Here is a 25,264-nt window from a genome sequence, read left to right on the forward strand (position 1 = left end):
TGGAGCTTCGGTCACGCCGATCCGCCTCCCGCTGGCTTCGCAAATCTACGTTTTACGAGCATCCCGCCGTCTTCGCGCCTCTCTGTGCATATTCACAGGAGTAGCAGCAAGCACTCGTGCAACCATGGCCGCGAGGAAGCGGCCAGGTGACAGTTCGACAGGCGTTTTTTCTTCAAGAACCTTCACGGTCGGAAGGCTTGCGATGTCACGATCTACGTCGTCAATGTCAAGTTCTGGCGTCGGCGCGACCTCCTCATCCTTTGCTTCGGGCCCGGGTTCAGGCAAGACAGTTGCGTGGGCCTCTTCGCCGTTCTCAGCTATGGCGGTGTCTGCATAGTCCATCAAGACGAGGCAGGTGGCGTGGTAGGCGTCATCCTCGCGGCCGAGCTTGCCGAGTAGGTCAAACAACCATTCAGCGGTAGCGGGTTCCTTGTGGAGGATGTCGGACCGAAGTCCGAACACGAAGCCAAGAGCGGCGAGGGGATGCCTCAACCGCAGATTCTTGGCGTCACCGTAAGATTCCTCGACACGATTGGGCGCATTCTTTCCATAAGAGGAGTCCATGCGCTTCGTCGAAATCAACAACTCGGGTCCGGTGGCCCAGTCCGTGATGATCACATCAACTTGCTTGAGGTAGTTCTTACCCAATATGTTCGCGCTCGATGAAGTGACGCCGGCCACCGCGGCATCCCGCGTCAGACGTTTTGCCACTGGGTCGCCGATATTGCGCGGCAGTGCCTTCAGCAAGTTCGCGATGGGGGCCGGAAGGATGCGGGGATGGACGGGGCGCGGCCAAACCTCATCGCGGTCAAATCCAGCGCGCCGCAGTTCGTAGCTCAGCCAGACATCCAGCGCCAGAGCCGGCACGCCGGTTTGGGTTCCAGCCTTTAGGAAAAGAGGAACGCCGAGAAGTTGGGCGAGGGTCGCATAGTCTGGGGCGTAGCGCAGTTGGCCGTCCGGGCCCGCGCTCCAAGGATTGCTGTGAGCGCCACCGGGAGCGGCGCGAGCCACGATGCGATCAAAAATTACCCAGGCTTTCGCTTTCGCGTTTGGTTCAACGGCCACTGGCAGCCCTCACTGTGCGGCGTTGGGCGAGTTCTGCACGCGCGCGCCTGACCTCCTTGATGCCTTTCGCCGTCAACCCGCTGAAATCGACGAGCATCGCCTGATCGACTACCTCGACGGCATCAAGCAGCTTCCCGGCGTCCAAAAGGTCTGCGACTTGGCTTCTGATTGCACGAAGCTCCTCAGCGCGGTCCAAGACCAGCTCGGGGGATGGCATCGCCCAAACGTCGGCTTCCTTCGGCTCGATCTTCAGGATGCCTCCGCCGTAGGCGCGACCAACCATTTCTGCGTGCAGCAATGTCACCGAGTTCAGGCTCGCCAGCGGCAAGAGCTCGCGGCCGAGTTCACGGCACTCGTCTTTCAGATAGATGCCATGCACTGAGTTGAGGTGACGGGCTCTAGCTTCATTTGTCGTGAGTCTGGGCGTATCTGCGTTCATGCAGGTCAACAGCAGGTCAGCGGCTGGGACCAGCGGCACTTGGTACCACGTCTTGCGGACGCGACACTTGTAGGCGGTATCGACGCCGGTTCGGTGGCCGTCTTCGATATATGCCGAAGCCTCAGCCGAGGGGGGATCGGCTGGATAGAAGAGATATGTTGCATTGCCCTGTCGGCCGAGCTTGGTGAGCATGCTGTCGGAAAGCGAAAGGCCGCGCAGGTGGGAGCTTCCAGGCGGCGAAAGGCGCAGCAGCTCGCTGCGACGCAGGCCGAGTTCCCTTGCGCGCTTCGGCGAGAGCGTGAAGTATTTGTTGTTCCCCGTGACGATGCCGAGGGTGGTATCACCCCACGTTTCCAGACTCGCGAACCGTCCCCCATTCATCAGAGCACGCAGCGACTCGACGGCATTCGGATCAACGAGGCTGGTGGTCCACTTGGCCGCGGGATCGGTCGGCGTCCAGGTAAGCCCCGCACCGAGAGACGCAAGATCAGCGGCGTTCTTCGCTTGGCGGATGGTCGCGTGAGTGGTGGGGCCTTCCCGATACCCGTCGGCGAGGAGCAGTACGACATCCGCCTCGGCCTCCGGAAACACCTGCTCGTCGAAGAGCACTAGCTGTACGTCGCGGAAATGATCGAACAAGAATCGGCGCACCGGCGCGGCATAGTTCACCGACAACAACTCGGCCGGAAGGACAAGTCCGAGGCGGCCACCGCGCTTCAAGAATAGGGCAGAGTGGATCGTGAAAGCTGCCCAACTGGAGGCAAGACCCGTCAGCGAGACCCCGCCCCGCAGGGCAGCCGCGCGGGACCGGACTCGGGACTCGCCTGAAAAGTCCTGGTAGCGGATGTACGGCGGATTGCCTATGACGGCGTCATACACCGGCTTGGGATCAACCAGAAAGAAGTCACTGTGCCGGATTCGAGCTTTGCCACCGGCTTCCCGCACGCGCTGGCTGGCAACGCGAGCACTGTGCGCATGAATCTCGACCCCGTCTACGGTCGGGCACGCATCCGTGGTCGGCTCCAGCTCCCGGAGACGACCCACTGCGGAGACCAGGAAGGCGGCGTCGCCCGCGGACGGTTCCATTACCAGATCGTCCGCCGAGCGAATGGCCCACTCGGCGGTGAACTTGGTGATTTCGTCCGGCGTAAAAAAGGCACCTCGCTGCTTTCGAAGCGCGGGCGTGTCATTGGGGTGGATCGAGCGCAGGAGTGTCACCTCCTCATTCTATGCACCACGTAGACGAGGATGGTCATGGGCACGTCGAGGATAGATGCGGACAATGTCGGCATGTTGTCTACCACTCACGGCCAGGGCTTCACGCTCGACGCGCGAGAGTTGGCGCGCCGGCAGCGTACCAGCGAGAGCCTGCGCCTGTGGTGGGCCACCGTGCTGCGCTGCGCTGCGTGCAACCGATTCGGAGCGCGCTGTGGCCGGCCGGTGGCCGAACTGGGTCAACTGTGCCGGTGGCATGGGCCGCCCAAGGACAGGAAGCCGCGGAAGGTCTCGACGGCCGTCGGCGAGGCGCGTGCGCCGTCCCGGGAGCACGGGCGCATGATGCGCAAGGTGTGGAGGCTCGACCCGTTTGCTCGGGGCTACACCGTCCGCATGGATGCGCCGGGCGAAGCGGCCTTCGCGGCGTGGCTTCGCTCGCATGATCTCGGAGGTGACTGCGATGCCCTCGACCAGCGGCTGCCCGACAGCGTGATCGACTGGTGCAGGTGGAAGGTGCGCGGCCTGCTGCTGCAAGGCGTGGACGTGCGCGGCGGGGAAGGGTCGCGCCTGGCGGCTCAGGCACGCGAGCGGATGGCCGCGCTGGGGCCGCCATGCGAGAGCTTCTGCGACATGACTGAGCAGAGCCACCGGCTGGCCTGGCGGGTGCGTTCCCGAGCGAAAGCCGACAAGCCCTACACCGAGCCGGTGGCGGGGCACGGCCGGCGTGTCGTGCCGGCGCCCGTCAAGGCATCGGCAGCGGCTGTCGTGGTGGGTAAAGAGTGGCGCCCTCTGATCGGGCCGGCGCGGCTGGAGGCGGCCGAGCTGCGTGAGCTGGAGCATGCCCGGGAGCGCGATTTGGTATGGGGCGAGGGGGATGCGTGGATTCGGCGGGCGCGTGAGCGGATCGAGCTGGAGCGGGGGCGGCGCCTGTTCGGGTGATGGGCTGGGCGGTATTCCATGTTATGGGATTCGCATCTGACGATGAAGTGAATTCGGGCAGGCCGCATCCTTGCGTCACCCGGACCCGCCCGGACCAGCATGGACCCGAGCTAGGAAAAGTGTCGGAGAAGTGCAAGTGACTTTGCCCATACTTTTCTGAAGTCGGGTCCATGCTGGTCCATGTTTCACCGGCGTTCACCGCGATGCAAAGTCACACTCAGGGGGCCGTGCTTTGTCGATCCGGCAGGCTGTCGAGTACCTCCAGCGGCACCACCCCGGTGGCAGTGGCGAAACGGGGCGGCATGGTTTGTTCGCCTCGCTCGATTTCATCGCAACGCTCATGGGCGGAGGCGGATTTCCACCGCTCATGCCCGCCGAGAATCCACGTGCGGGCCTTGTCCTGGCCGATGGTGGTCCGCATGCCCGGGATGGCGCCTACCGCCCGCATGGCGGCGACGAACTGCGCGCTGTCGGGGAGGCTCGTCGTCATGACAGACGAATAAGCGCCCGCGTTCACGATTCGCGCCGCCACAGACGAGCGGATCATTTCACTCGGCCATCGAGCGACCAGCAGCGCGGCATTGCGCTCCAGTTCCGAGCGGCCCGCGTCGATCATGTCGAGCTTGGCCTGATTGAGCATCGCATGCGCACCGGGATTGAAGGCGCTGATGTCCCGTTGGCGCAGGAATTCACGCACGCTGGCGATGAAAAGCGGGTCGTCCAGCAGGCCATACAGCCGGGTGTAGTAGCTCGCATCGCGCGGGTCGCCATCGTGACGAATGACATTCCAGCGCCGGTCGCCGGTCGTCAGCGGGAGCGCATAGGGGCGGTTGCTCCATACCAGCCACCGCTTGACGTTCTTTTCGAGGCGCTGCTTGCCGTACTTCGGGTTGACGGTCGTGAAGCTCTCGGTCAGGGTGCGGCGCAGCACATCCTCCTGGTCCGCGCGGACGCCAGCGCGCCGGCTCTCGTTGAGCTCGTCCACGATCACCAGCTCCTTGCGGGCCAGCGCGCCATTGAAGCCTGACTTCAAGTAGCCCCCAAGATCGAACCCCAGGGCGGTGGCTCCGGCGAAGACACGGGCGAGCACGCTGCCCATCCAGTTTCGCCCCAGGCCGTGAGCCCGCGCGATGTGTGCGAAGTGCGCGTGCGGCAACGTCCCGGGGTCTTGCTCGATGTGGGCAAGCCAATCGAGGAACAGCTCCCGCATGTCGGCCTCGCTGATGAGGAATTCGACGTGCTCCAGGAATGGCGTCACGCGCTGGCGCCAGTCAATCGGCGTGATGTGCGGGCGAGGCAGCCAGAGATTGAACGCAGGCACACCATTGGGATCGAAGGTCATTTCGCCCTCACCAGGCGCGTAGGTGAGTACTTGGCGCTGGAGCTTGTCGGCTGAATCGAACCACAGCTTGGCCACCGGCACTTCGGCCGGCCCGTTCTTGCGAGTGATCTGGTGCTTGCTCGCTGCTGTCGCCTTGTTGAAAAGCTCCAGACTCTCGTAGTGGGTGCGCAACTCATCGCGCAGGGCCACTTGGCCGGTGCCGGCGAGATAGACCGCATCGGCCAACATTTCCGGCAGCGTGAATGAACGCGCTCGATGGTCCTGCGGATTGGCGGCGCCCGTGGCACCGATATTCACCGAGGCTTGGCGCATGGCGGCTTGCGCGGCGGCTTTCAGGTGAGCGTCCGGCAGGGTGTATTGACGAATCCACTGCGCCGCGCTGTCGCGCGTGCTGCGCCGGCCGGAACTCTGCGCTACGGTATGGATGCTGTGCTTCGGATCGGTCAGGACGCTCACGATTTCGTCGTCGGTGAGCTTGGCCTTCACCAACTCGATGGCCGCGCCCAGCACTGCCTTGGAACGATCCCCGCCGTAGTGCGAAACCAGCCCATCGAGGGTCTCGATCAGCGCGCGCACGTGCGCGCGGACGCCGCGCGCCGCCAGGTCCACATCAACGTAGGCGCCGCTGGCCGAGGTCGAGGGCGCGGCAGCAGCGGTGGTCGCACCGGCAGGCGGCGGGGCAGCGACGGGGGCAGCGTTCCCCGAGGGCGGCACGGACGTATTGCCCGGCGAGTGCGTGTCCCATTGGCCGTGCCACTTCGCCAAAATGGCGGGGTCGGGCGTCCGCAGCGTCTCAAAGCCCGGCAACACATGGCCGGTCAAGGTCAAATACCGGCCGGCCTTCGAGTTGTCGTAGGCTTCACGCCCCAGCGTGTTGTTGGTGAAGTGTGCGCCCGGCAAGTGCCCGAGGCCAATGACGTGCACGCCGTCACCGCTGGGGGAAAGTTCCGCGTAACAGTCCAGCTCCTTGATGGCCTCCTGTGCGTCGGGGCTCAACTTCCTGACACCGTTGGCATCGGGGGCGATGCAGTCATCCAGGTCGAAGCCGAACATCGGCACCGGATCGTCGGGGCTGAACACGCGCCCGATGCCGTCGAACATCGGTGAGCCATCCGGGTTGCGTGCCGCCAGCGCGGCCTTTGCTTCGGCCATCGTGCACCAGGTCGCCGGGTTGGTGGTGCTGGCGTACTGGCCGTTGGTCTGGCATGGCGGCTTAGTCCACTTGACCATGCCGTGCTTGTCCTTCTTGAGCACGAACCGCCACATGACAAGGAACCGGCCGGCTTGCAGCTCGGGCGGGATGGCATCGAAGCGGATCGCCGGGGCCTGGGGCTTCGGGGGACTTCCCCATGCAGCGGTGGTTGGCGCAGGGGTCGCGGCCGGCGTAGCGGCGGTCGGTGCCGGTGCCGGTGCGGGGGAGGCCGGGCTGGTCGGCCCCCTCGGTGCAGGAATCCACCGCCTGAGTGCGGCAGAGAAACGCGCCAGCACGTCACTCGGAGGCATTTCGTCGGAGTCGGCCTTGGCCGTCAGCTCGGCGCCCGACATGCCCAGGACGATGTGCACCTCGTCGCGGTCCGCACCCGCCTGCCGGGCCGCATCGAGCGTGATGCGAATCAATGTTTTCCAGGGGATCGGACGGCTCATGATGCATCCCCCTCGCTGCGCTGCGCAGCGGTCCGGGCAGCTTCCGCGGCCTGCTCGTGCGCGCGGTGAATTGCCTTGGCGCGTGCGATGACGGGGCCATAGTCCAACAGGCTGATCGGCCCGTCGCGCGCCGTCTCGAACACGGCTTCGTGCAGCGCATCGACCATGGAGGGGGTCAATTGCGCGGGCGTATCGCCAATGTCCAGATGAATACCACCCCCTGGCACCCACAAGGTGTCAGGCGTGCGCCAATCGAAGGCGTCGCGCCGCACGATGCACACGAGCTGCATGCCCATTGCGGGAGGTGCGCCAAGGCCCCGCTCCATGTCGTTCGTCGGCGGGCGCACGCGCACGCGCCGGCCGGGATTGCGCGCGAACCAGGCGGCGTCCTTGGCCATGGTTTCCGCATCGGCCGCCACGCGCTGTTCGAAACCCCGCAGGAGCATTCGCATCGTCTGGTCATTCATGGCTTCCCGCGTGCCAAGCACCGCCAAGTCCGAATAGAGCCCCTGCGCCGAGCTGCGGCACGCAGGGCACCGGATGCCGATCTGATCCAGGGCGGGACTATCGACTACGCCCACTGCCAGGAGGTCGGGCATGCAACCACAGGCCCCACACATGAAGGGCGGCGCGAGGGCCTGCACGTGCTCGACTGCGGCGTCTTCGCGGCCGAGCACACGCGGATCGCGGTGGCTGTGCCGGAGCACTGCCAGGCGCCAATCATCGGGCAGTTCAACGGTCTCGACGCTGATGCCCGGGACGTTGGAGGCACGGGCAGCGCGACGGCTCTCGCGGCGCTCGGCAATACGTTGCTGGCGCCGGGTGGCGCGATTGGATTTCATGATCAAACCTTTCAATGGGTTTGACCGGCATCACCACCAAGATGGCGAGACTGCTTAAAATTTGCGCACTCTTCAAAAGTGACTCGCGGCAATCCGCACGCCCTCGGTCCGGTGGTTCAGCCGGGTCGAGGGCTTTTTAGATGGTGGCGGCCGAGGCCGAGGGTGAGGTCTTGCGGGAGCTGGAGGCAGGCTTCACGCCTCGCTTCTTGGCGGCGGCAGCGACCACGGCGCGGTCGGCCGCCTGTTTGGCGGTGGCGGCTGCGGTCGTAGCGGCAGCGCGCTCTGCGGTAGTTCTGCGCGGCAGATTCACCAGCCAGGCATCGACTTCATCGGCCAGCCAGCGATACGAACCGCGTGCCAGTTCGACGGGGTCTGGAAAGGTCGGGTTGGCGCGCATGACCCGGACGCATTGGGCGACCGACACGCCCAACTTGGCAGCAACTGCCGTGCGAGGGATGAGTTGCAGGCCAGCGGCGGCTGGCTGCGAGACAGTTTCAGTTTGCATGGTGCATCTGGCGTAAAGACGGACGGCAACCCCAGCGGACTGGAGTTGTGCTGTCAGCGTCCTCGGGCAACAGTGCACCGGGGCCTGCGGCTACTACAGGCGGCTGCGCGCTGGCGCAACGGCTTCGGTGTCTGGAGGGTTATCGCGCGATGGAGTAGCGGCGCGGCCCCATAGAGGTGGGACGACTCTACGCTGCTCCGGCGTGTCGCACAAGCGGCACAACGTTTCGATTTTCCGAATCGCTTGCTGCCTGGCCGATCAGCGCGGCCAAGCGATGGCCGAATGCCTCCATCAAATCCGCCATCGGTTCAAAGTAGTCGGCCTCGTCGTACACCTTGGCGCCAATGCCCGGCAATGCGTGGTCCATGATCCGCTCACGCACCTCGTAGTCGAGGCGCCATCGGCCGGCCTGCGTGGTCCAAGTGCGGCGCAAATCGCGGGGAGTGAAGTGATCGAACTCGGTGCGCTCGCACCAGCGGCTGACGAACTTGCTCAGCGTGCGATGGTCGCGATAGGTGAGCTGTTCCTCGCCTTTCCTGTTCGTGTTCGGGAACAACCAGGGGTTCGCGGTGTTGGTGCGCAGGCTGATGGCTTCATTCCACAACGACACGGCCAAGTTGTGCAGTGGCACCCGATGCGGCAGTTTGGCAGCGGCGCGCTTCGATGCACGGAGAGTCCGACGAACCTTTCGGTGGGCGGTCGGGATCGTCCACACACCGCCCTTCAGGTCCAAGTCCTGGATACGGGTTTTCAGCACCTGCTCAACCCGCTGGCCAGTCGCGAGCGTCAGGAGCAGCGCAACGCGGGTGCGCGCATCAACTTGCACCGTGAGCTGCGCGCCATTGCCAGCCGTGACGGTTGTTCGTGCATGCAGGTCGTGCCACAAAGCGGCGACCTCCTTTTCTGACAAGGCGCGGGTGCCGCGCTCGTTGTCATCGTCTTCGTCTGCATCCTGATCGGGCGCTTCGCTCACGCGCACGCGCGCAAACGGGTTGGCGGTGATGCCGAACGCCTTGGCCTGGGTCGCGTCGTCCAAGGCCACATTGAAGGCAGCGCGGAGATGTTCCAGCGCAGCCTGAGCCATGCGCAAGCCTCGCGTCTCGTAGGAGCGCACCAGTTTCTGCGCTGCCTCCGGCGTGACATTGGCGGCCGGCGTGCCCAGCAGCCGCAACACGGGCTTGAGTTCCAGTCGGGTGCAGTCTTTGGCCTCCAGGGTGGCCTCGGTGGGTTCGCTGAAGAAGCTGCGTAGCAGCTCCGCGCTCGGGCGTTTCTGCTTCACCTGGCGCGCAAGGTACTCGTCCAACAGTTCGCGCAGGGTGCGCCGCAATGCCACCTTGGCGGCGGCGCGCTCTTTCACCTTGATCTTCTCGGCCTCACGTTCTGCCTTCGGGTCAGTGCCGCCCTTCATGTCGCGCTTGAGTTCGCGCGCCAACCCGATGGCCGTTTCCATCGTCGTGAGCTTGGCATCGGCCACGCGCAGGCGCTGCCGCTTGCCGGTGGCCGGCAAAACGGATTCCACCGCCCATGCATAGGAGGCGCCACCGACTGCGCTGGCTGCGCCGATGGTGAGGTGGAAGCCCCGCAGGTCGGGCGCGCCTTCCAGGCGCAGGTATCGGCGGGTGACGGAGGAACTGGGTGCAAGCTGCTCGGCACCGAGGGCGGTTTCCGCCATCAGGCGGCGCAGGAAGTTGGGTTGTTGGTGGGTCTGCATATCGATTCACATTGGCGCATACATTGGCGCATTCGATGATGCATCAATATGATTCGATATGCAATGTAAAAGGGGGTCATGTGCCGTGAAACCCGCATGAATACTGGCAATTCTAGGCGTTGATGCTTCGATATGAATCGACCCAAGATGTCCGATGCGGATGGCTACGAACCAAGGGGTCGTGGGTTCAATTCCTGCCAGCCGCACCACTCTCATAAAAGGGTTAGCTCGTTAACGCGAGCTAACCCTTTTTCTTTTGGCGCGACCTTTGCGCCAACGCGATGTACACAGGCCATGAAAAAGCCCGCCGAAGCGGGCTAAAGGACCTTGGAGTCCAGAGGAGAGCACCAATTGTGAGCGTCTCCTGTAAATTGTGGTTGAAACTAGGTCACTTGATGTAAACAAGGCGCGCTGCAGGTGGCGTTGACACTACCGCGCGCATGGCCGCAAGCACCAGAGGATTCGTCCGCAGCGATAATTTGCCGGCGGCGACGCCAGCGCCGCTTGGATCCATTTGGCCTCGATTCGAGCTGATGCGAATCGAGCGCTTCCATCTCTGGCGCTCATGGGGACGACCAAGATGAGTTCATTGCAAATGTTCCTGCCGGTCTCTGAGCCCGCACGCAGTGAGGCACTGTCCCGCCTGCAGCGAACCCACCACTTGCCGCGGCATCTCGTAAAGGGCATCGCTCGTGGGGAGCAAGGCAGACGAGGATTGGACATATCGGCCGACACCCCGCAAAGTCAGCAAGCCGTGCCAGATTCAGAAGTGTCCATGCCTGATCAGCAATCGGGCTGAACCGGGCGGGCCCGGAAACGGGCCGATTCCAGCGTCCGACGAAGGCCCGGTGGTGTGATACAACCGGCGCCCGATCCTGCTGCGGGTCGAAGGCTGGAGCAATGAGCAAGGCATTCACGAAGGAAGTCGAAACCGATGACGATGACGGTAGCGAAGGCGGCGCGCTGCCTCCGCTGCCCGCTGGCGGCAAGAACTACATGACGCCCGCTGGTTATGCTCGTTTGCGTGCCGAATTGCTCGATCTGATGGACACGGAGCGCCCCAAGGTGGTCGAGGCCGTGCACTGGGCTGCAAAGAACGGCGATCGCTCCGAGAACGGTGACTACCTCTACGGCAAGAAGCGTCTGCGGGAGATCGACCGCAGGATTCGATTTCTCACCAAGCGACTCGAAGTCGCCGAAGTCACCGATCCTTCTGTGCATCACGGTAGCGACCAGGTGTTTTTCGGCTCGACAGTGCATTACGCCGACGAAAACGGCGAAGAGCGTGCGGTCACCATTCTCGGAATCGACGAAGCGGACAGCGCGCAGTCGCAGGTCAGTTGGATTTCGCCGATTGCGCGCGCGCTGCTCAAGTCCCGGGAGGGCGATGTGGTCAAACTCGCCACGCCGGGCGGCGTGCATGAGATCGAGGTGCTGTCGGTCAGCTACCCGGCGCCTTCAACCGGGGTCGGTTGAACGGCTGGGGATTCAGGGGACCGGCACGGTCCGCGCGGCAGCGAGGACGGAAGATGTCCGCCGCACCGCGCGCAACACGGCGTCGAGATGCGTGCGATCACGCACTGCGATCACGAACCGCAGATCCGTCGAATCCTGCGGCGTTTCGTCAGCCATTTCCACATGCGTGATGTCAGCCTCGGCGTCCGCCAGCGTCGCCGCGACGCGTGCCAGAACGCCTTTGTCGTTTCGCACGGTGATGACCACCCCCGTCTCGAAAGTCCGAACCGGGTCATCGGCCCATTCGACCGCGAAGAATCTTTCGCTGTCCTTGTAACGAAGTCGCTGGCCGACGCCGCATTCCTCGGTGTGCACGACCAGTCCTTCGCCATGTCCGAGGTAGCCGACGATCGGGTCGCCCGGGATAGGACGGCAGCACAGCGCAAAGCGCACGGATGAATTCTCGCTGCCGTCCAGCGTCACTGCGCCTTGCGAGACGGCGTCGTGCGCCGCGAAGCGCTCGCGGCTGAGCATCAGCGCATCGGGTTTTTCCCCGCGCTCGGCCATCAGCGCCATGAGCCGTTTCGCCACGATACTGGCGATGCGCTTGCCCAATCCGATGTCGGTCAGCAGTTCAGAGCGCGTGCGATTGCCGGTGAAGCGCAGGAGTTTTTCCCAGAGTTGTTGATGCTCCGCGTCGTCTTCCGGCAAGTTGCCCAGACCTTCAGCGCGCAAGGCCTGCGCCAGCAGCTTTTCGCCCAGACCTTCAGACTCGGCATGTGCGAGGGTCTTGAGGTAGTGACGGATCTTCGAGCGGGCCCGGCCGGTCCGCACGAATCCGAGCCAGGCGGGATTCGGGGTCGACACCGGCGCCGTGATGATCTCGACGACATCGCCGTTCTTGAGTTCGGTGCGCAACGGAACCTGATCGCCGTTGATGCGCGCCGCCGAGGTATGGTCGCCGATGTTGCTGTGAATCGCGTAGGCGAAGTCGACCACAGTCGCTCCGCGCGGCAGCGCCATGATCTGACTCTTCGGCGTAAACACATACACCGCATCGGGAAAGAGGTCGACCTTGACGTGATCCCAGAATTCGGCCGCGTCGCGCGTTTCGTCCTGGATGTCGAGCAGCGACTGGAGCCATTTGGCGCCCAGGCGCTCGCTGGTTGCCGCAGTCGGCTCCGCAGCCTTGTAGAGCCAATGCGCCGCAACACCCGATTCGGCAACCACGTGCATGGCCTCGGTCCGAAGCTGGAATTCAACGTTGACGCCGGCAGGGCCCACCAGCGTGGTGTGCAGGGACTGATAGCCGTTGAGCTTGGCAATCGCGATGTGGTCCTTGAACTTACCGGGCAGCGGCTTGTACATCTGGTGGAGGATGCCGAGTCCGGTGTAGCAGGAGATCACGGTGGGGACGATCAACCGGAAACCGTAGATGTCGGTGACCTGGGCAAAGCTCAGGTGCTTTTCGTCCATCTTCCGGTAGATCGAATAGAGCGTTTTCTCGCGGCCGGCGATTCGTACACTCATCCCGGCGTTGGCAAAGGCCGTTTCCACTTCCTGTTGGACCTTCTGAATCAGGTCCCGGCGGCGCCCTCGTGCCTTGGCAACTGCTTTCGCGAGGATGGCGTAACGCCATGGGCGCAGGTGTCGGAATGACAGGTCCTGCAGTTCCCTGTACGTTTGATTGAGGCCCAGTCGGTGCGCGATCGGTGCGTAGATTTCAAGCGTTTCGCGGGAGATGCGCGCCCATTTTTCGCGCGGCGCATCGTCCAGCGTGCGCATGTTATGCGTCCGGTCCGCCAGCTTGACCAGGATGACCCGCACATCGCGCGCCATGGCGAGGAGCATCTTGCGGAAGGACTCCGCCTGGTTCTCTTCGCGGGTGTTGAAGCGAAGCTTGTCCAGCTTCGTGAGGCCGTCGACCAGTTCTGCCACCGGGGCGCCGAACCGCTCGATCAGCTCGGATTTGGTCACGCCGCAGTCTTCGATGGCATCGTGCAGCAGAGCGGCCATCAGTGCCTGCGCATCGAGCTTCCATTCTGCGCACTGGGCGGCGACGGCGATAGGGTGGGTGATGTAGGGTTCGCCACTGTTGCGTAGCTGTCCCAGGTGCGCCTCGTCGGCAAAGCGATAGGCGCGGCGAACCTGGTCGATGTCTTCCGCACCCAGATAGTCGAGCCGATCGGTCAGGGCGGCGAAACTCGCGGCGGCCGCATTCAGCGCCGCCGGACTCGGCTGGGGGTTTCGAGGAGCCTCGGACTGGGGCTTGACGACCGCACTCATAGCTACCACTTTAGCGTGGCAGCCGAACAGACGCATTCAGCCATAAAAAAAGCACCGCATGCGGTGCTTCCTTGTTGCATGTCTGCATCAACTCAACCAGGGACCTTCTTGAGCATCTCCAAGCCGATCTTGCCTTCGGCGATCTCGCGCAGTGCAGTCACACCGGGCTTGTTCTTGCTTTCGATTTTCGGGGCATGTCCCTGGCTCAGCATGCGCGCGCGGTAGGTTGCGGCCAGCACGAGTTGGAATCGATTGGGGATGTGTTGCAGGCAATCTTCGACAGTGATGCGGGCCATGAGGATCTTTCGGCGGTGGGCGGACGGTTGGCGGATCAGGGAATGTTCAGCGCGGCAAAGGTGCTCGCACGTGCGCGGCGCTGTGCAGAGTAGCGAAGCCGCTGAGCGTGGACAATCGCTTTCAGGTCGAAAAGTGCGCGCTCAAATACCTCGTTGATTATAACGAAATCGAACTCGTTGGCCCGTGCCATCTCTTCGGCGGCATTCCGCAGTCGCAATTCGATGACGGAAGCGCTGTCCTCGCCGCGACGCTCCAGGCGGGAACGCAATTCCTCCCAACTTGGGGGAAGAATGAAGATCATCACCGCATTCGAAAACGTCTTCCGGATCTGCAGCGCACCCTGGAAATCGATCTCGAGAATGACGTCCGCGCCCTGTGCGATGCGTTCCTCGATCGCCCTCTTGGACGTGCCGTAGCGCTGACCGTGGACATGCGCCCATTCGACGAAGGCCTCGGCCGCCACCATCGCGTCAAACTCCGAATGGGAGGCGAAGAAGTACTCCCGGCCGTGCTTTTCCTGGCCGCGGGGAGGGCGCGTCGTGTGCGAGACCGAAGGTTGAACGGCCGAATCGAGTTCCATCAAGGCTTTGACCAGACTCGATTTGCCGGCGCCGCTGGGCGCCGCGACCACGAAGATGTTGCCGGGGTAGTCCATTCGCTGGTTCTCTATTCGATGTTCTGGACCTGTTCGCGCATTTGCTCGATCAGGACCTTCATGTCCACGCCGATGCGCGTGAGCTCGAGCGTCGCGGATTTTGAACCCAGCGTATTGGCCTCACGGTGCAACTCCTGGATCAGGAAATCGAGTCGCTTGCCGATTTCGCCGCCCTTTTTCACGAGGCGCTCGATCTCGTCGAGATGGGAGTTCAACCGGGTCAGTTCTTCCGCCACATCGATGCGGATTGCGTAGGCGGTGGCTTCGGTCAGCGCGCGATCCTGGGCCGCTTCCGGGAGTATGGCGCCGCCGCTCAAGCCCATGGCCTCCTGCCAGCGCTCAAGGAATCGCGTACGTTGCTGCTCGACAAGCATCGGCACCAATGGCAGCGCCTGGGTCGCGAGCGCGCGCAGTTGCGCGAGATGGTCCTGCAACATGCGGGCGAGGCGCGCGCCTTCGCGTTCCCGAGAAGAAAGCAGGGCCTTCAGCGTCTTTTCGCTCAGTTCGGCAAGTTCAGGCCCCCAGTCTCCCTTGCTCGCAGTGTCGCCGGCGGCGAGCCGCAGGACGTCGGCAACGCTGAGATCCCGGGCGCTCGGCAGCCATGACTTGATCTGGTCCTGCACGCCGTTGAGACGCTGAAGCAGCTTGGACGAAGGCTCACCGATGCCGGCGGCGGCCGTGGATTCGATGGCGGCGCGCACTTCGACCTTGCCGCGCTTGAGTTGCCCGGTGATCAATTCGCGCAGCGCCGGTTCGTGCTGGCGCAGTTCCTCGGGCAACTTGAAAGTCAGGTCCAGAAATCGGCTGTTGACCGAACGGATTTCGACCCCAAGACGAGCTCCGGCGTGGGGGCGCGCCTCGGCTTCGGGGTGGCTGCCTGCGGGGCTGTTCTGCCCGCTGGCGTAGCCGGTCATGCTGTAAACTGGCATCGCGCCTCGCTGTGAATCTGTTGTTTGCACCGTGACGTCGGCACGGCGTTCGCTTGCCGCACCATCGCCTTCGGGCGAAACTCCCGGATTATGTCAAAGGTCAAACCTTCGCCCTTGCTGCCTGATACGGTCATTGGCGGCTATCGCGTCGTGCGCCGGCTTTCAGCCGGTGGCTTTGGTGTTGTTTACCTGGCCGTCGACCACAGCGGCCAGCAGGTTGCCATCAAGGAATATCTTCCTTCGTCCCTCGCGACGCGGGGCACCGGCGAATTGTCGCCGCAGGTCTCGCCCGAAAAGCTCTCCCTTTACCGATTGGGGCTGAAGAGCTTCTTCGAGGAAGGGCGTTCGCTCGCGCAGATCTCGCATGCCTCCGTTGTGAGCGTTCTCAATTTCTTCCGCGAGAACGAAACGGTCTATATGGTCATGAATTACCTGGAAGGGGCGACCCTGCAGGACTTCGTCGTCACCGCGCGCGACCTCAAGAAGCAGAAGGTATTCCGCGAATCCACGATTCGTTCGTTATTCGACGAGATCCTGCGAGGCTTGCGCATCGTTCATCAGCACAAGATGCTGCACCTGGATATCAAGCCCGCCAACATCTTCGTGACGGACGACGATCGGGCGGTCATGATCGATTTCGGGGCCGCGCGCGAAGTGCTGTCGAAGGAAGGCAACTTCATCCGGCCGATGTACACCCCCGGCTTCGCGGCGCCCGAGATGTACCGTCGCGACTCGTCCATGGGGCCGTGGACCGACATCTACGCCATCGGTGCGTGCATCTACGCCTGCATGCAGGGGTATCCCCCGAACGATGCCCCCCAGCGCATCGAGAAGGATCGCCTTGGTCTCTCTCTGTCCCGGCTGCGCGGCATCTACTCCGACAACCTGATCGAAGTGGTCGAATGGTGCATGTCGCTCGACCCGCTTTCGCGTCCGCAGTCGGTGTTCGCCTTGCAGAAGGAGCTGAGCCGCGAAGGCGAACGCCGCTATACCAAGCTCACGGTTGGCGAAAAAGTAAGACTTTCGATCGACAACATGCGTTCATTTGAAAAGAAGGGGCTGCCCAAGGCGGCAGCGCCGACGACACGCCCGGCATGAAATTTTCTGTTTTTCAAGTCAGCCGCAAGGGCGGTCGTCTCAAGAACGAAGACCGCATGGGCTACTGCTACACCCGCGAATCGGGGTTGTTCGTGCTGGCCGACGGCATGGGCGGGCATCCCGAAGGCGAAATCGCGGCGCAGTTGGCCTTGCAGACGATCGCCGCGCTGTACCAGCGCGAAGCGCGGCCCATCGTGAAGGACGTGAAGGCCTTCCTGACCTCGTCCGTGATGGCGGCGCACCAGCAGATCATGCGGTACGCGGGCAACAAGGGAATGCTCGATACGCCGCGTACCACCGTGGTGGCGGCAGTGATCCAGGGGACGACGGCCACCTGGATTCATTGCGGCGATTCGCGTCTGTACGTCGTCCGGGATGGCGAACTGCTCATCCGCACCCGCGATCACTCGCACGCCGAGCGTCCGCGCGCCAACGCCGGGCCGGAGCCAGTCAACCGCAATCTGTTGCTCACCTGTCTCGGCTCACCGACTCCGCCCCTGTTCGACATTTCCGCGCCGCTACAACTGCAACGCGGCGATCGCATCATGCTGTGTTCCGACGGCCTCTGGGGAGTCCTGGACGACGGCGTGATCGTTCACATCCTGTCCTCCGGCAAGCCGGTGTCCGACGCCGCCCCCGACCTTGCGGAGATGGCGCTGCGCAATGGCGGCAGCCACAGCGACAACGTGACCCTGATTGCGCTCGAATGGGAAACCCCCGACGCGCCAGGGCAGAAGCGCGGTGTTTCCACGGACAGCATCAGCGACGGCGTGTTCGCGTCGACCATCCAGGCCGGCATGCCCTCCGACAGCGAGCTCGATGACCTCGACGAGGACGCCATCGAGCGATCGATCGCTGAAATCAACGAAGCCATACGCCGCTCTGCCGCGCGCAAGGGCTGAGTCTTTTTTTCTTTTTTCCTCCTTCCACCATGACTGTTTTCGTACGTAGCGGCGGCCGTGCCGCCGACCAGTTGCGCCCTGTGCGCATTACCCGGGGCTTCACCATCCATGCCGAAGGTTCGGTCCTGATCGAGTTCGGCCAGACGCGCGTCCTTTGCACGGCCTCGGTCGAGGAAAAAGTGCCCCCGCACAAGCGCGGCAGCGGCGAGGGCTGGGTCACCGCCGAATACGGCATGCTCCCGCGTGCAACCCATACCCGCAGCGACCGTGAAGCCGCTCGCGGCAAGCAGAGCGGACGGACGCAGGAAATCCAGCGCCTCATCGGCCGCTCGATGCGCGCCGTGTTCGACCTGACTGCGCTCGGCGAACGCACCATCCATCTGGACTGCGACGTGCTGCAGGCCGACGGCGGCACACGGACGGCGGCAATCACCGGTGCCTTCGTCGCGGCGCAGGACGCGGTCAACAAGCTGCTGGCCGAAGGCAAGATCCCGGCCTCGCCGATTCGCGGCCACGTCGCGGCCATCTCGGTGGGCATCGTGCAGGGCACGCCGCTGCTCGACCTCGAATACATCGAGGATTCGGCCTGCGACACCGACATGAACGTCGTGATGACCGGCGCGGGGCACTTTGTCGAAGTCCAGGGCACGGCCGAAGGCGCCGCGTTTTCGCGCGACGAAATGAACGCCCTTTTGGCCCTGGCCGAAAAAGGCATCATCGAACTGACCGCGCTGCAAACCAAGGCGCTGTCGAGCTGACCCACCCTGCGCATCGACGATGAAACTTGTTCTCGCCTCCAACAACGCCGGCAAGCTCGCGGAGCTGCAGGCTCTTTTCGCGCCACTCGACGTCACCCTGGTGCGGCAGTCGGAACTTGGCGTCGGTGAGGCCGAGGAGCCGTTTCGCACCTTTGTCGAGAACGCGCTCGCCAAGGCGCGCCATGCGTCCGCGCAGACGGGGCTGCCCGCGATCGCCGACGATGCGGGCTTGTGCGTGCAAGCTTTCGGCGGGCTTCCTGGTGTCGACACGGCTTTCTATGCAACGCAGTTCGGCTACGAGAAGGGCGATGCGAACAACGTGCGTGCGCTGCTCGAACAGCTGGCCTCCGAGGCCGATCGCCGCGCCGCGCTGGTCAGCACCCTGGTCGCCCTGCGCAGCGCGGACGACCCGGAGCCGCTGATCGCCGTGGGGCGTGTTGCCGGCGTGATCGCCCGCGAGCCCATCGGCGACAACGGATTCGGCTTCGACCCCGTGATGTTCCTGCCGCAGTTCGGCAAGACCTTTGCGCAGCTGCCGCCCGAAGTGAAGAACGCAAACAGCCATCGCGGCCAGGCAGCGCGCGCGATGCTGGCCCTGATGCGCGAGCGCTGGTCGTGAACGCCATCATCCCGATCGCGAAAGACGCTGACGACAGTCCCGGCGGTGCGGCCGGCGCCAACGACGTGCTGCACCTGATGCGACCGGGTCCGCTGCAGCTGTCGGCCTTGCCCCCACTGTCGCTGTATGTTCATCTTCCGTGGTGCCTGCGCAAGTGCCCGTACTGCGACTTCAATTCCCACGAATGGCGAAATGGGGCTGGCGAACTGCCCGAACAACGCTACCTCGACGCCCTGGTCGCCGACCTCGAGGCGGCGTTGCCCCTGATCTGGGGACGCATGGTTCACACGATTTTCATCGGCGGCGGCACGCCGAGCCTGTTCTCCCCGGCATCCATCGACCGGCTGATCGGGGATATGCGCGCCCGGCTCAAGCTGGCGCCGGATTGCGAGATCACGCTGGAGGCCAACCCAGGCACGTTCGAGCGCGATCGCTTCCGCGCCTACCGTGCTGCCGGTGTCACGCGGCTATCGGTCGGCGTGCAGTCCTTCAACGACGAGCATTTGAAGGCGCTCGGCCGCGTGCACGATCGCGCACAGGCCATTGCCGCGGTGGAAGAAGCCGCCGCGACTTTTGACACCTTCAACCTCGACCTGATGTACGCGCTGCCGGGCCAGACGCCGGAGGATCTCGATGCAGACCTCGACCAGGCGCTGTCGCTCGCGCCACCGCACCTGTCGGTCTATCACCTGACCATCGAGCCGAACACCTATTTCGCCAAGTTTCCCCCGGTGATCCCGGAGGACGACGCGGCCTACGCCATGCTGGACCGCATCGGCGAGCGCACGGCGGCGGTCGGCCTCGAACGCTATGAAATCTCGGCGTACGCGCGCAAGGGCCACCAGTGCGCGCACAATCTGAACTATTGGCAGTTCGGCGACTATCTGGGTATCGGCGCCGGTGCTCATAGCAAGCTCAGTTTCGCGCATCGTGTCGTGCGGCAAGTGCGGTTCCGGGAGCCTCGCCTCTATATGGACAACGCACTCGCTGCCCATGCCGTTGCGCAGAATGAGGAGGTGGGCATTGGTGCTTTGCCTTTTGAATTCATGCTCAATGCCTTGCGTTTGAAAGACGGCTTTACGCTCGCGCAGTTCGGGGAACGGACGGGCTTGGCCGTCACCGCCATCCAGCGCGGGCTGGAAGAAGCCGAACGCAAGGGATTGATCGAACGCGACCTTGCGCGCGTGTGGCCGACGACGCGCGGCTTCGACTTCCTGAGCGATCTTCAGGCGATCTTCCTGCCAGACTCGTGAGGAGGGACACTGCCATGGACAACCTCGAATCCCCAGAAGTCAAACGCCGGTCGCGTGGACGACCCAGCCCAGAGCAGGCGGTCGCGCTGCGCGAGTCCTTCCTTGCGGCCGCGCTCGAATCCTTCCTGGAAAAGGGCTACGCGGCCACCAGCATCGAGGCCATTGCCCGCGAGGCGGGCGTCGCGAAGATCACGATCTACCGCCAGTTCGACAACAAGGAAGCCTTGTTCCGGGAGGTGGTGCACCGCGCCGTGAGCAGCGCGCGCGAAACCATGCAGGCGACGCTGGTGCGGCGCGATGCCGATGAGAGACAAGTCCTGCTCGACCTGATCGAGCGCATGTACCTGAGCGCCACGGAGCCGAAGACCCTGGCACTGCTGCGCCTTGTGATTGCCGAGGCAGTGCGCTTTCCGGAGCTGGCGAAATCGCTTTATGCGGAAAACAGCTACGTGCTCGCGCCCGTGGTCGATTACCTCGCCGAAGCGCACCGGGCCGGAACGCTGCATGTGCCGGCGCCCGAACTGGCGGCGGTGCAGTTGTCGACCCTGGCCTTTGGCGGCGTGCGTTTTTTCATCTCGAAGCCCCTGGCCGGGCCCGAGGAGCGCCGCGCCTGGGCGGAAGGTATTCTTGATCTGGTCATGCGAGGTTGGGCGCCGGCAGCCGGATCGCAGGAACACAACCGCTAAAATCGCCGACTGCCTTCTTCCATCCGAAGGCATCCCAGGAGAGTTGGGTGAGTGGTTTAAACCAGCAGTCTTGAAAACTGCCGACGGGCAACCGTCCGTGAGTTCGAATCTCACACTCTCCGCCAGTTGGCGATGTCTCTCATCGACGCTCGGGCAGTTGGATATTTCTACCCATCTCGTACCCATCCGCCGGCAGTGCGACTGGGTGATACTTGCTGAGGGTGTGTGACATTGGTCAATTGCAGCAGTCGGGCCAAGTCCGGACTTTCGTCACAACCGTCCAGTTTTCTAGTTCGCTCGGGTAATCTTCGTCGCCGCCTTGAAGCCGCGCAAAGCTTGATGCACGCGGCCCTGGCGACCTTTTCCGTCGAACAAGAGACCATCCGACCATGATCGATAGCACGACACGCTTTTGCCTCCGCGACCCCATCCCAGAAATCGCTGAGGCCGCTCAAACGCTCGACGAGGCGGTGAGCGCGCATCTACGCGGCGATCGTGCGAGTGCCGAGCACTTGATTCGCTCGACGAACACGCCGATCCTTCGTGATTTCATTGAATCCATGTGGGGGGCGAATAGCCCATACGTTCGAGTCAGGCCAGTGGCGCTCCCGCTTCCGAGCAAGGCGTCCATCGAGAAGATCGCTCAGCGGATGCCGTCTGCGGCGGAGAAGCAGGCGCTGCATGATCGAGACGGCTATCACTGTCGTTTCTGCGGAATCCCGGTCATTCGGAAGGAAGTGCGAGTGAAGATCGCCGTGGTCTACCCGACGGCACTGCCATGGGGACGACAGAACGCTCTGCAGCACGCGGCTTTCCAAGTGCTGTGGGCGCAATACGACCATGTCGTTCCTCATGCCCATGGAGGAACGAACGACCCCTCGAACATGGTCGTCGCCTGCGCTGCCTGCAACTATGCTCGCGTGGCCTACACGCTCGAGGAGGTCGGCCTGTCCGATCCGCGCTTGCGCGAGCCTGTGCGGTCAAAGTGGGATGGCCTCGAGCGATTCACCCGGGTCGGTGGTTCGCCGATGCATTAGCCCATCTTTCTCACTCAACCCCGATTTCGACGATTTTGAGGGTGTTGAGCGACGCAAGTGCTTGATGCGTATAGGGGTGACGCGGCAAAACGCTTGTGGTGAAGACCAACGGTATCTCCGTCTATGCTGGTGGCGATGCGGATCAGGCACGATGATCTTCTTGCTAGAAATGCCGCGTGCCGGGCGCGAAACAGTGAATCGCCGGGACGGCGGCAGAAATTGGGATCATGAAATTCTTCGAAGCATGGCGAGCCAAGGGCGTAACCGTTGACTACCGCAGTCGCTGGAGCCACCGATTTGAGGGCACTGACCGCTATATCTTTACCGTATGGAACGACGTATGGGGCCCCGGAGAATCGGAAATTCGCTTCAACAAGGTCCTTCGACGGAGCGACTTCTTTTGTGCAGGGGGCGATCCCTGGATCAATGAGGTGCCGGGCCGGCTCTACATCCAACATGCCCGTGAATGCATGGCAAAGGGGATTCCTGGTGAGGTAATCACGCTCAACGGTAAGCGCCGCAGCGGCCACGAGAACAGCCAAGTCGAGTCCGTAGACATCATGGATCAGCTCTATTGGCTGAATGTCACTCGGGTTGAGGACGATGGGCTAATCGAAGGATTTTTCGCCCATAAGGGCGGTCATTGACAGATGCCAAACATGAAAGCGTTGTCCCCGAATGCGCTGGAGGCCATGGATCTGCCATATATCGGGCCTTACAACCAACAGGTTGATGCTGAGGTCGCTCGCCGTATGTCAAATCCCGAGTCGGGCAAGAAGGCCGCGAAGATCAAGGAGGCCCAGGGCTGGCGACTGCGCCCGGATCTCGGCGCCTTGTGCATGGATGGCGACCCATCGGCTCCGGTGGTCTACCTGCAGGCCAACCCGAGCTACGGCGACGACGCCACACGCGAGACGCACTACCAACCGCACCCCGACTGGCCCCTCTCGGTTGCCGGCTCGCACGTTCACCCGGCGACGCGTGCCTACTACGTCAATACTGTCTTCCTGCACTTGCAGCAGGAAGGCGTCACGCTTCACGACATCAGCCGCAAGATGCTGAAGGTGGAACTGTGCCCCTGGGCGAGCAAGAAGTGGCCCGGCAATGGGAAGTTGGATGCGGCGCTGAGTAATTTCCCGAGCCGCGAGCCGATCGCGCGCTTCGTCGAGCATCTGGTTGATCGCGGCGCGTTGTTCATCATGGCGCGCGCATGGGCCCCTTGGTTCAAGGCCGTACCCTCCTTAGCGCCGCTGGTTGGCACGCGCGTCTTCAAGAGCCGTACTCCCGCTTCCGCCCTGATCTGCAGGAGTTTCTACCCCGATGGGTGGGAGGAACTCACTGCCGCATTGCGCTCGTGAGGTCGGCCCATGAGCGGACCCGGGAAACTCGTTGTCAAGGACGCCGGCGCCCAGAGGGTGCTCGCCGAGCTGGTAATGGCGTGGGCGAACGACGCCGAAACCGGTGAGCCGCGATTCATCCTCGAACTTGATGCCCAGCACACAGGCGCGAAGTGTGGCTGCGTGTGCCCGAGCTGCGGCCTGGCGCTCACGGCGGTGAACGCGGCCAAGGCCGAGTTCCGGAAGCGCCCGCACTTCCGTCATCCGGAGGGCGCCGAGCGCAGCGAGTGCATGGTGCTGGCCGCTCGCGTTGCGGTTCTACGGCAACTCCAGGAGGACGGCTGGCTCGAATTGCCTCGTCGTCGCCGATCCGCGACCGCGATCGGCCTGACCGGCGAACTTTACGAAGCGTGGGTCGAGATGCCAGCCGAAAAGCTGCACATTCTTCAGGTGGACTACCGCGATCGCGCCTTTGCTGTCGTCACGTTCGACGATGGACGCCAGCTACGTGTCGAGCTCACCGGGACGCCGGGAGAGATCGATGGCCCGTTCGGGGCGGATGGTCTTCCGGTTCCGACGATCTACCTCGGAGTGGACGATCCATCACTGGCCTCAATGGAGCCTGGCGAGATTCGGAGGCGGATGCGACTGTTGCCGGATGACCTGTGCTGGCGCGGCCATTGGAATGACGTAGAACTGCAGGCCCGTGCCGAGGCTGAAGCGAAGGAGAAAGCGCATTTCTACTTCGATGACATCCCGGAAGGACTCGACCTACCGGAAGAGATGGACCCGGCGCTGCGCCGCGAGACAGTGCTGCACCACGAGGTGAAGCGAATCTTGGCTGAGCAACGTCGGCTATGCGTCCCGGGTCTTGACGTCGTGGTTGAAGCGCTGACGCATGATGGCCGGGCACTTCGGAAGCGGTGGTCTTGCGAAGCCGAAGAGTTGGCGTTGGATCACGTTGAGCTTGAGCAGCGTTTCGGGCGCATCGTTCCGGACATTACCTGCAAGTCGTGGCCGGCTATTGGCGGGCGGGTCATTTGGCCGCTGCTCGTCGAGGTTACCGTGACCAACCAGATCGACGAAGAACGTCTCCGAGGCATCTGCGAGCACGGTGTAGCTACCCTCGAAATCGACCTGAGCTTGGCAGGTGGCCGGGTGACCCGCGACGAACTGGCTCGGCTCGTGGTCGAGGAACTGCCCTTGAAGCGCTGGCTCTTCCATCCGGAACGGGAGGAGAAGCGCCACGAGCTTCAGGCTGCCGTAGCGCGAGAGAAGTCGGCCCTTGATGAACAAGCACGCTGGTTGGCTGAGCGTCAGCGGCGTGTACTGGCCACTCCGATCGCTGACATTGCGAGGGAGTACTTGGAGGCCGTCGTCTCAATGCTGGACGCGGGCGCTGAGGCCGACGCAGAGGGCCGGCAGTCAGCGACCGCAATCGTCACGGAGCAAGCAGCGCGGGAGCTTGTCGCCGATGCCTCTGACAAGCTCGCGCTGCACGGCTACCCGGAGGCGGCTGACGACAACCTCCTCGGCTTTCACGGGATTCTTTCGCGCATTCTGACCTGCCGGCTCGCCCGACCGGTTGGGTACCGGGTGCAGAACGTGATGGGAGTGCTCAATGCCATCCGACAGAGCCGCGGCGCCCAGCGTTCGTTGAACACGCTGTTTTTCATCGCGGTTCGTGTCTACCGCCCGCCGCTTGAACCCACTCAGCAGTCTTGGTTCGAGGCGTGGGCGACCGAGGTACGCGGCAGCATCCGCGCAGGCGAAGCGACCTACCTTCGCGACCCCGTGTATGACCGATTCCTGTCGGTGCTTTTCCCTGAGATGGCGGAGGCATTGGCCAAATCAGGAGGAAAGCGGCAGCCGATCTCAGATATCCTGGAGAATCCGTCAGGACGTGTCTCCGGGACGCCCGAGGTTCCGCGTCGTAGACGTGCCAGCTTCGTCGACCAGCAACCGCGCACAGACGGCGCATCATGGCCGCTGCTGGACACTACGCACGGCGATTGGTGGTTGAAGGGAAGAGATCTTGAGGCTTGGAGGAAGGCAAACCCCCAGTGGGCTAGGGCGTGGTCCGAGCATCCGCCAAAAGCAGAAGAGTGACGTTTTGATCAGGTGCGGACATGTGCCTGTCTGACGATGCGTTGGGCACGGCAACATGCGTCGTGATCCCGCCCCATCCAGATACCCATCCGAATCTATGCGTTTCTGCGAGACGATCTGACATGAGTTGAAGAGATCGCT

At 63.4% G+C, this 25,264-nt stretch carries 22 protein-coding genes and 1 tRNA gene; 13 read left to right on the forward strand and 10 right to left on the reverse strand.

Annotated elements, in window-relative coordinates; all coding sequences use genetic code 11:
• Positions 1 to 45: 45 nt before the first annotated feature.
• Together AC1DN9_RS05480 and AC1DN9_RS05485 are read right to left on the reverse strand one after the other, a co-directional pair.
• Positions 46 to 1,065, reverse strand: a complete 1,020-nt coding sequence (locus tag AC1DN9_RS05480) for a hypothetical protein (protein WP_478098007.1) — start codon at positions 1,063 to 1,065, stop codon at positions 46 to 48.
• Entirely contained in the window at positions 1,055 to 2,722 is a 1,668-nt protein-coding gene (locus AC1DN9_RS05485; RefSeq protein ID WP_478098009.1) for an N-6 DNA methylase, read from the reverse strand. Before AC1DN9_RS05485 ends, AC1DN9_RS05480 begins: the two co-directional genes overlap by 11 nt.
• A 72-nt stretch (positions 2,723 to 2,794) precedes the next feature.
• Here AC1DN9_RS05485 and AC1DN9_RS05490 point away from each other — a divergent pair, with 72 nt between their 5' ends.
• A complete protein-coding gene (locus AC1DN9_RS05490) occupies positions 2,795 to 3,658 on the forward strand; it encodes a hypothetical protein (protein WP_478098010.1) in 864 nt (287 codons plus the stop codon).
• A 217-nt stretch (positions 3,659 to 3,875) separates the two neighbouring features.
• On the opposite strand, the gene AC1DN9_RS05495 is transcribed toward AC1DN9_RS05490, so the two are convergent.
• The 4 genes from AC1DN9_RS05495 to AC1DN9_RS05510 all read right to left on the reverse strand — a co-directional run bounded on the left by AC1DN9_RS05495 (position 3,876) and on the right by AC1DN9_RS05510 (position 9,702).
• A complete protein-coding gene (locus AC1DN9_RS05495; protein ID WP_478098012.1) occupies positions 3,876 to 6,644 on the reverse strand; it encodes a primase-helicase family protein in 2,769 nt (922 codons plus the stop codon).
• Positions 6,641 to 7,486 carry a hypothetical protein gene (locus AC1DN9_RS05500; protein WP_478098014.1) on the reverse strand — a complete coding sequence of 282 codons (846 nt, stop codon included), beginning with the start codon at positions 7,484 to 7,486 and terminating at the stop codon, positions 6,641 to 6,643. Before AC1DN9_RS05500 ends, AC1DN9_RS05495 begins: the two co-directional genes overlap by 4 nt.
• A 136-nt stretch (positions 7,487 to 7,622) precedes the next feature.
• Positions 7,623 to 7,991 (reverse strand): helix-turn-helix transcriptional regulator, encoded by a 369-nt coding sequence (locus AC1DN9_RS05505; RefSeq protein ID WP_478098016.1) that lies wholly within the window; start codon positions 7,989 to 7,991, stop codon positions 7,623 to 7,625.
• A gap of 187 nt (positions 7,992 to 8,178) precedes the next feature.
• On the reverse strand, positions 8,179 to 9,702 hold the full coding sequence (locus tag AC1DN9_RS05510; protein ID WP_478098018.1) for a tyrosine-type recombinase/integrase: 1,524 nt from the start codon (positions 9,700 to 9,702) through the stop codon (positions 8,179 to 8,181).
• Positions 9,703 to 10,602: 900 nt separating this feature from the next.
• Between AC1DN9_RS05510 and greB the strand changes: the two genes are divergently transcribed.
• On the forward strand, positions 10,603 to 11,178 hold the full coding sequence (greB, locus tag AC1DN9_RS05515; RefSeq protein WP_478098020.1) for a transcription elongation factor GreB: 576 nt from the start codon (positions 10,603 to 10,605) through the stop codon (positions 11,176 to 11,178).
• 12 nt (positions 11,179 to 11,190) lie between these two features.
• On the opposite strand, the gene AC1DN9_RS05520 is transcribed toward greB, so the two are convergent.
• The 4 genes from AC1DN9_RS05520 to AC1DN9_RS05535 all read right to left on the reverse strand — a co-directional run bounded on the left by AC1DN9_RS05520 (position 11,191) and on the right by AC1DN9_RS05535 (position 15,324).
• Positions 11,191 to 13,443, reverse strand: coding sequence for a RelA/SpoT family protein (locus AC1DN9_RS05520; protein ID WP_478098021.1), 2,253 nt, complete (start codon positions 13,441 to 13,443; stop codon positions 11,191 to 11,193).
• 92 nt (positions 13,444 to 13,535) lie between these two features.
• Positions 13,536 to 13,739, reverse strand: a complete 204-nt coding sequence (gene rpoZ / locus AC1DN9_RS05525; RefSeq protein WP_028249368.1) for a DNA-directed RNA polymerase subunit omega — start codon at positions 13,737 to 13,739, stop codon at positions 13,536 to 13,538.
• Between the two features lie 35 nt (positions 13,740 to 13,774).
• Complete coding sequence (gene gmk / locus AC1DN9_RS05530) at positions 13,775 to 14,395, reverse strand: guanylate kinase (RefSeq protein ID WP_478098023.1); 621 nt, start codon at positions 14,393 to 14,395, stop codon at positions 13,775 to 13,777.
• An 11-nt stretch (positions 14,396 to 14,406) separates the two neighbouring features.
• Positions 14,407 to 15,324 carry a YicC/YloC family endoribonuclease gene (locus AC1DN9_RS05535; RefSeq protein WP_478098024.1) on the reverse strand — a complete coding sequence of 306 codons (918 nt, stop codon included), beginning with the start codon at positions 15,322 to 15,324 and terminating at the stop codon, positions 14,407 to 14,409.
• Positions 15,325 to 15,414: 90 nt separating this feature from the next.
• On the opposite strand from AC1DN9_RS05535, the gene AC1DN9_RS05540 reads away from it, so the two are divergent.
• The 11 genes from AC1DN9_RS05540 to AC1DN9_RS05590 all read left to right on the forward strand — a co-directional run bounded on the left by AC1DN9_RS05540 (position 15,415) and on the right by AC1DN9_RS05590 (position 25,123).
• Positions 15,415 to 16,422 (forward strand): serine/threonine protein kinase, encoded by a 1,008-nt coding sequence (locus tag AC1DN9_RS05540; RefSeq protein WP_478098025.1) that lies wholly within the window; start codon positions 15,415 to 15,417, stop codon positions 16,420 to 16,422.
• Positions 16,419 to 17,324: a PP2C family protein-serine/threonine phosphatase gene (locus tag AC1DN9_RS05545; RefSeq protein ID WP_478098027.1), complete on the forward strand. Its 906-nt coding sequence runs from the start codon at positions 16,419 to 16,421 to the stop codon at positions 17,322 to 17,324. The genes AC1DN9_RS05540 and AC1DN9_RS05545 overlap by 4 nt, the downstream gene beginning before the upstream one ends.
• 29 nt (positions 17,325 to 17,353) lie before the next feature.
• On the forward strand, positions 17,354 to 18,082 hold the full coding sequence (gene rph, locus AC1DN9_RS05550; RefSeq protein WP_478098028.1) for a ribonuclease PH: 729 nt from the start codon (positions 17,354 to 17,356) through the stop codon (positions 18,080 to 18,082).
• A 19-nt stretch (positions 18,083 to 18,101) separates the two neighbouring features.
• Positions 18,102 to 18,701 (forward strand): non-canonical purine NTP pyrophosphatase, encoded by a 600-nt coding sequence (locus AC1DN9_RS05555; protein WP_478098029.1) that lies wholly within the window; start codon positions 18,102 to 18,104, stop codon positions 18,699 to 18,701.
• 77 nt (positions 18,702 to 18,778) lie between these two features.
• Positions 18,779 to 19,954 carry a radical SAM family heme chaperone HemW gene (gene hemW, locus AC1DN9_RS05560; RefSeq protein ID WP_478098150.1) on the forward strand — a complete coding sequence of 392 codons (1,176 nt, stop codon included), beginning with the start codon at positions 18,779 to 18,781 and terminating at the stop codon, positions 19,952 to 19,954.
• The gene (locus AC1DN9_RS05565; protein ID WP_478098031.1) at positions 19,888 to 20,640 is read left to right on the forward strand and encodes a TetR/AcrR family transcriptional regulator; all 753 of its coding nucleotides are present in this window, start codon (positions 19,888 to 19,890) and stop codon (positions 20,638 to 20,640) included. Before hemW ends, AC1DN9_RS05565 begins: the two co-directional genes overlap by 67 nt.
• A 37-nt stretch (positions 20,641 to 20,677) precedes the next feature.
• Positions 20,678 to 20,765, forward strand: a tRNA-Ser gene (locus tag AC1DN9_RS05570).
• 264 nt (positions 20,766 to 21,029) lie between these two features.
• Entirely contained in the window at positions 21,030 to 21,677 is a 648-nt protein-coding gene (locus tag AC1DN9_RS05575) for an HNH endonuclease (RefSeq protein ID WP_478098033.1), read from the forward strand.
• A gap of 227 nt (positions 21,678 to 21,904) precedes the next feature.
• Positions 21,905 to 22,324 carry a hypothetical protein gene (locus tag AC1DN9_RS05580; protein ID WP_478098035.1) on the forward strand — a complete coding sequence of 140 codons (420 nt, stop codon included), beginning with the start codon at positions 21,905 to 21,907 and terminating at the stop codon, positions 22,322 to 22,324.
• A gap of 12 nt (positions 22,325 to 22,336) precedes the next feature.
• On the forward strand, positions 22,337 to 23,035 hold the full coding sequence (locus AC1DN9_RS05585; protein WP_478098036.1) for a hypothetical protein: 699 nt from the start codon (positions 22,337 to 22,339) through the stop codon (positions 23,033 to 23,035).
• 9 nt (positions 23,036 to 23,044) lie between these two features.
• Positions 23,045 to 25,123 (forward strand): hypothetical protein, encoded by a 2,079-nt coding sequence (locus AC1DN9_RS05590; protein WP_478098038.1) that lies wholly within the window; start codon positions 23,045 to 23,047, stop codon positions 25,121 to 25,123.
• The last annotated feature ends 141 nt before the right edge of the window (positions 25,124 to 25,264 follow it).

The organism is Variovorax sp. 05L425 (assembly GCF_056397705.1).

Coding starts and splice junctions, on each gene's coding strand:
- AC1DN9_RS05555 (WP_478098029.1), top strand. CDS start 18,102: ATGAAACTTGTTCTCGCCTCCAACAACGCCGGCAAGCTCGCGGAGCTG.
- AC1DN9_RS05520 (WP_478098021.1), bottom strand. CDS start 13,443: ATGAGTGCGGTCGTCAAGCCCCAGTCCGAGGCTCCTCGAAACCCCCAG.
- AC1DN9_RS05535 (WP_478098024.1), bottom strand. CDS start 15,324: ATGCCAGTTTACAGCATGACCGGCTACGCCAGCGGGCAGAACAGCCCC.
- AC1DN9_RS05505 (WP_478098016.1), bottom strand. CDS start 7,991: ATGCAAACTGAAACTGTCTCGCAGCCAGCCGCCGCTGGCCTGCAACTC.
- rph (WP_478098028.1), top strand. CDS start 17,354: ATGACTGTTTTCGTACGTAGCGGCGGCCGTGCCGCCGACCAGTTGCGC.
- AC1DN9_RS05490 (WP_478098010.1), top strand. CDS start 2,795: ATGTTGTCTACCACTCACGGCCAGGGCTTCACGCTCGACGCGCGAGAG.
- greB (WP_478098020.1), top strand. CDS start 10,603: ATGAGCAAGGCATTCACGAAGGAAGTCGAAACCGATGACGATGACGGT.
- AC1DN9_RS05585 (WP_478098036.1), top strand. CDS start 22,337: ATGAAAGCGTTGTCCCCGAATGCGCTGGAGGCCATGGATCTGCCATAT.
- AC1DN9_RS05590 (WP_478098038.1), top strand. CDS start 23,045: ATGAGCGGACCCGGGAAACTCGTTGTCAAGGACGCCGGCGCCCAGAGG.
- AC1DN9_RS05500 (WP_478098014.1), bottom strand. CDS start 7,486: ATGAAATCCAATCGCGCCACCCGGCGCCAGCAACGTATTGCCGAGCGC.
- AC1DN9_RS05510 (WP_478098018.1), bottom strand. CDS start 9,702: ATGCAGACCCACCAACAACCCAACTTCCTGCGCCGCCTGATGGCGGAA.
- AC1DN9_RS05575 (WP_478098033.1), top strand. CDS start 21,030: ATGATCGATAGCACGACACGCTTTTGCCTCCGCGACCCCATCCCAGAA.
- AC1DN9_RS05545 (WP_478098027.1), top strand. CDS start 16,419: ATGAAATTTTCTGTTTTTCAAGTCAGCCGCAAGGGCGGTCGTCTCAAG.
- AC1DN9_RS05540 (WP_478098025.1), top strand. CDS start 15,415: ATGTCAAAGGTCAAACCTTCGCCCTTGCTGCCTGATACGGTCATTGGC.
- rpoZ (WP_028249368.1), bottom strand. CDS start 13,739: ATGGCCCGCATCACTGTCGAAGATTGCCTGCAACACATCCCCAATCGA.
- AC1DN9_RS05580 (WP_478098035.1), top strand. CDS start 21,905: ATGAAATTCTTCGAAGCATGGCGAGCCAAGGGCGTAACCGTTGACTAC.
- hemW (WP_478098150.1), top strand. CDS start 18,779: ATGCGACCGGGTCCGCTGCAGCTGTCGGCCTTGCCCCCACTGTCGCTG.
- gmk (WP_478098023.1), bottom strand. CDS start 14,395: ATGGACTACCCCGGCAACATCTTCGTGGTCGCGGCGCCCAGCGGCGCC.
- AC1DN9_RS05495 (WP_478098012.1), bottom strand. CDS start 6,644: ATGAGCCGTCCGATCCCCTGGAAAACATTGATTCGCATCACGCTCGAT.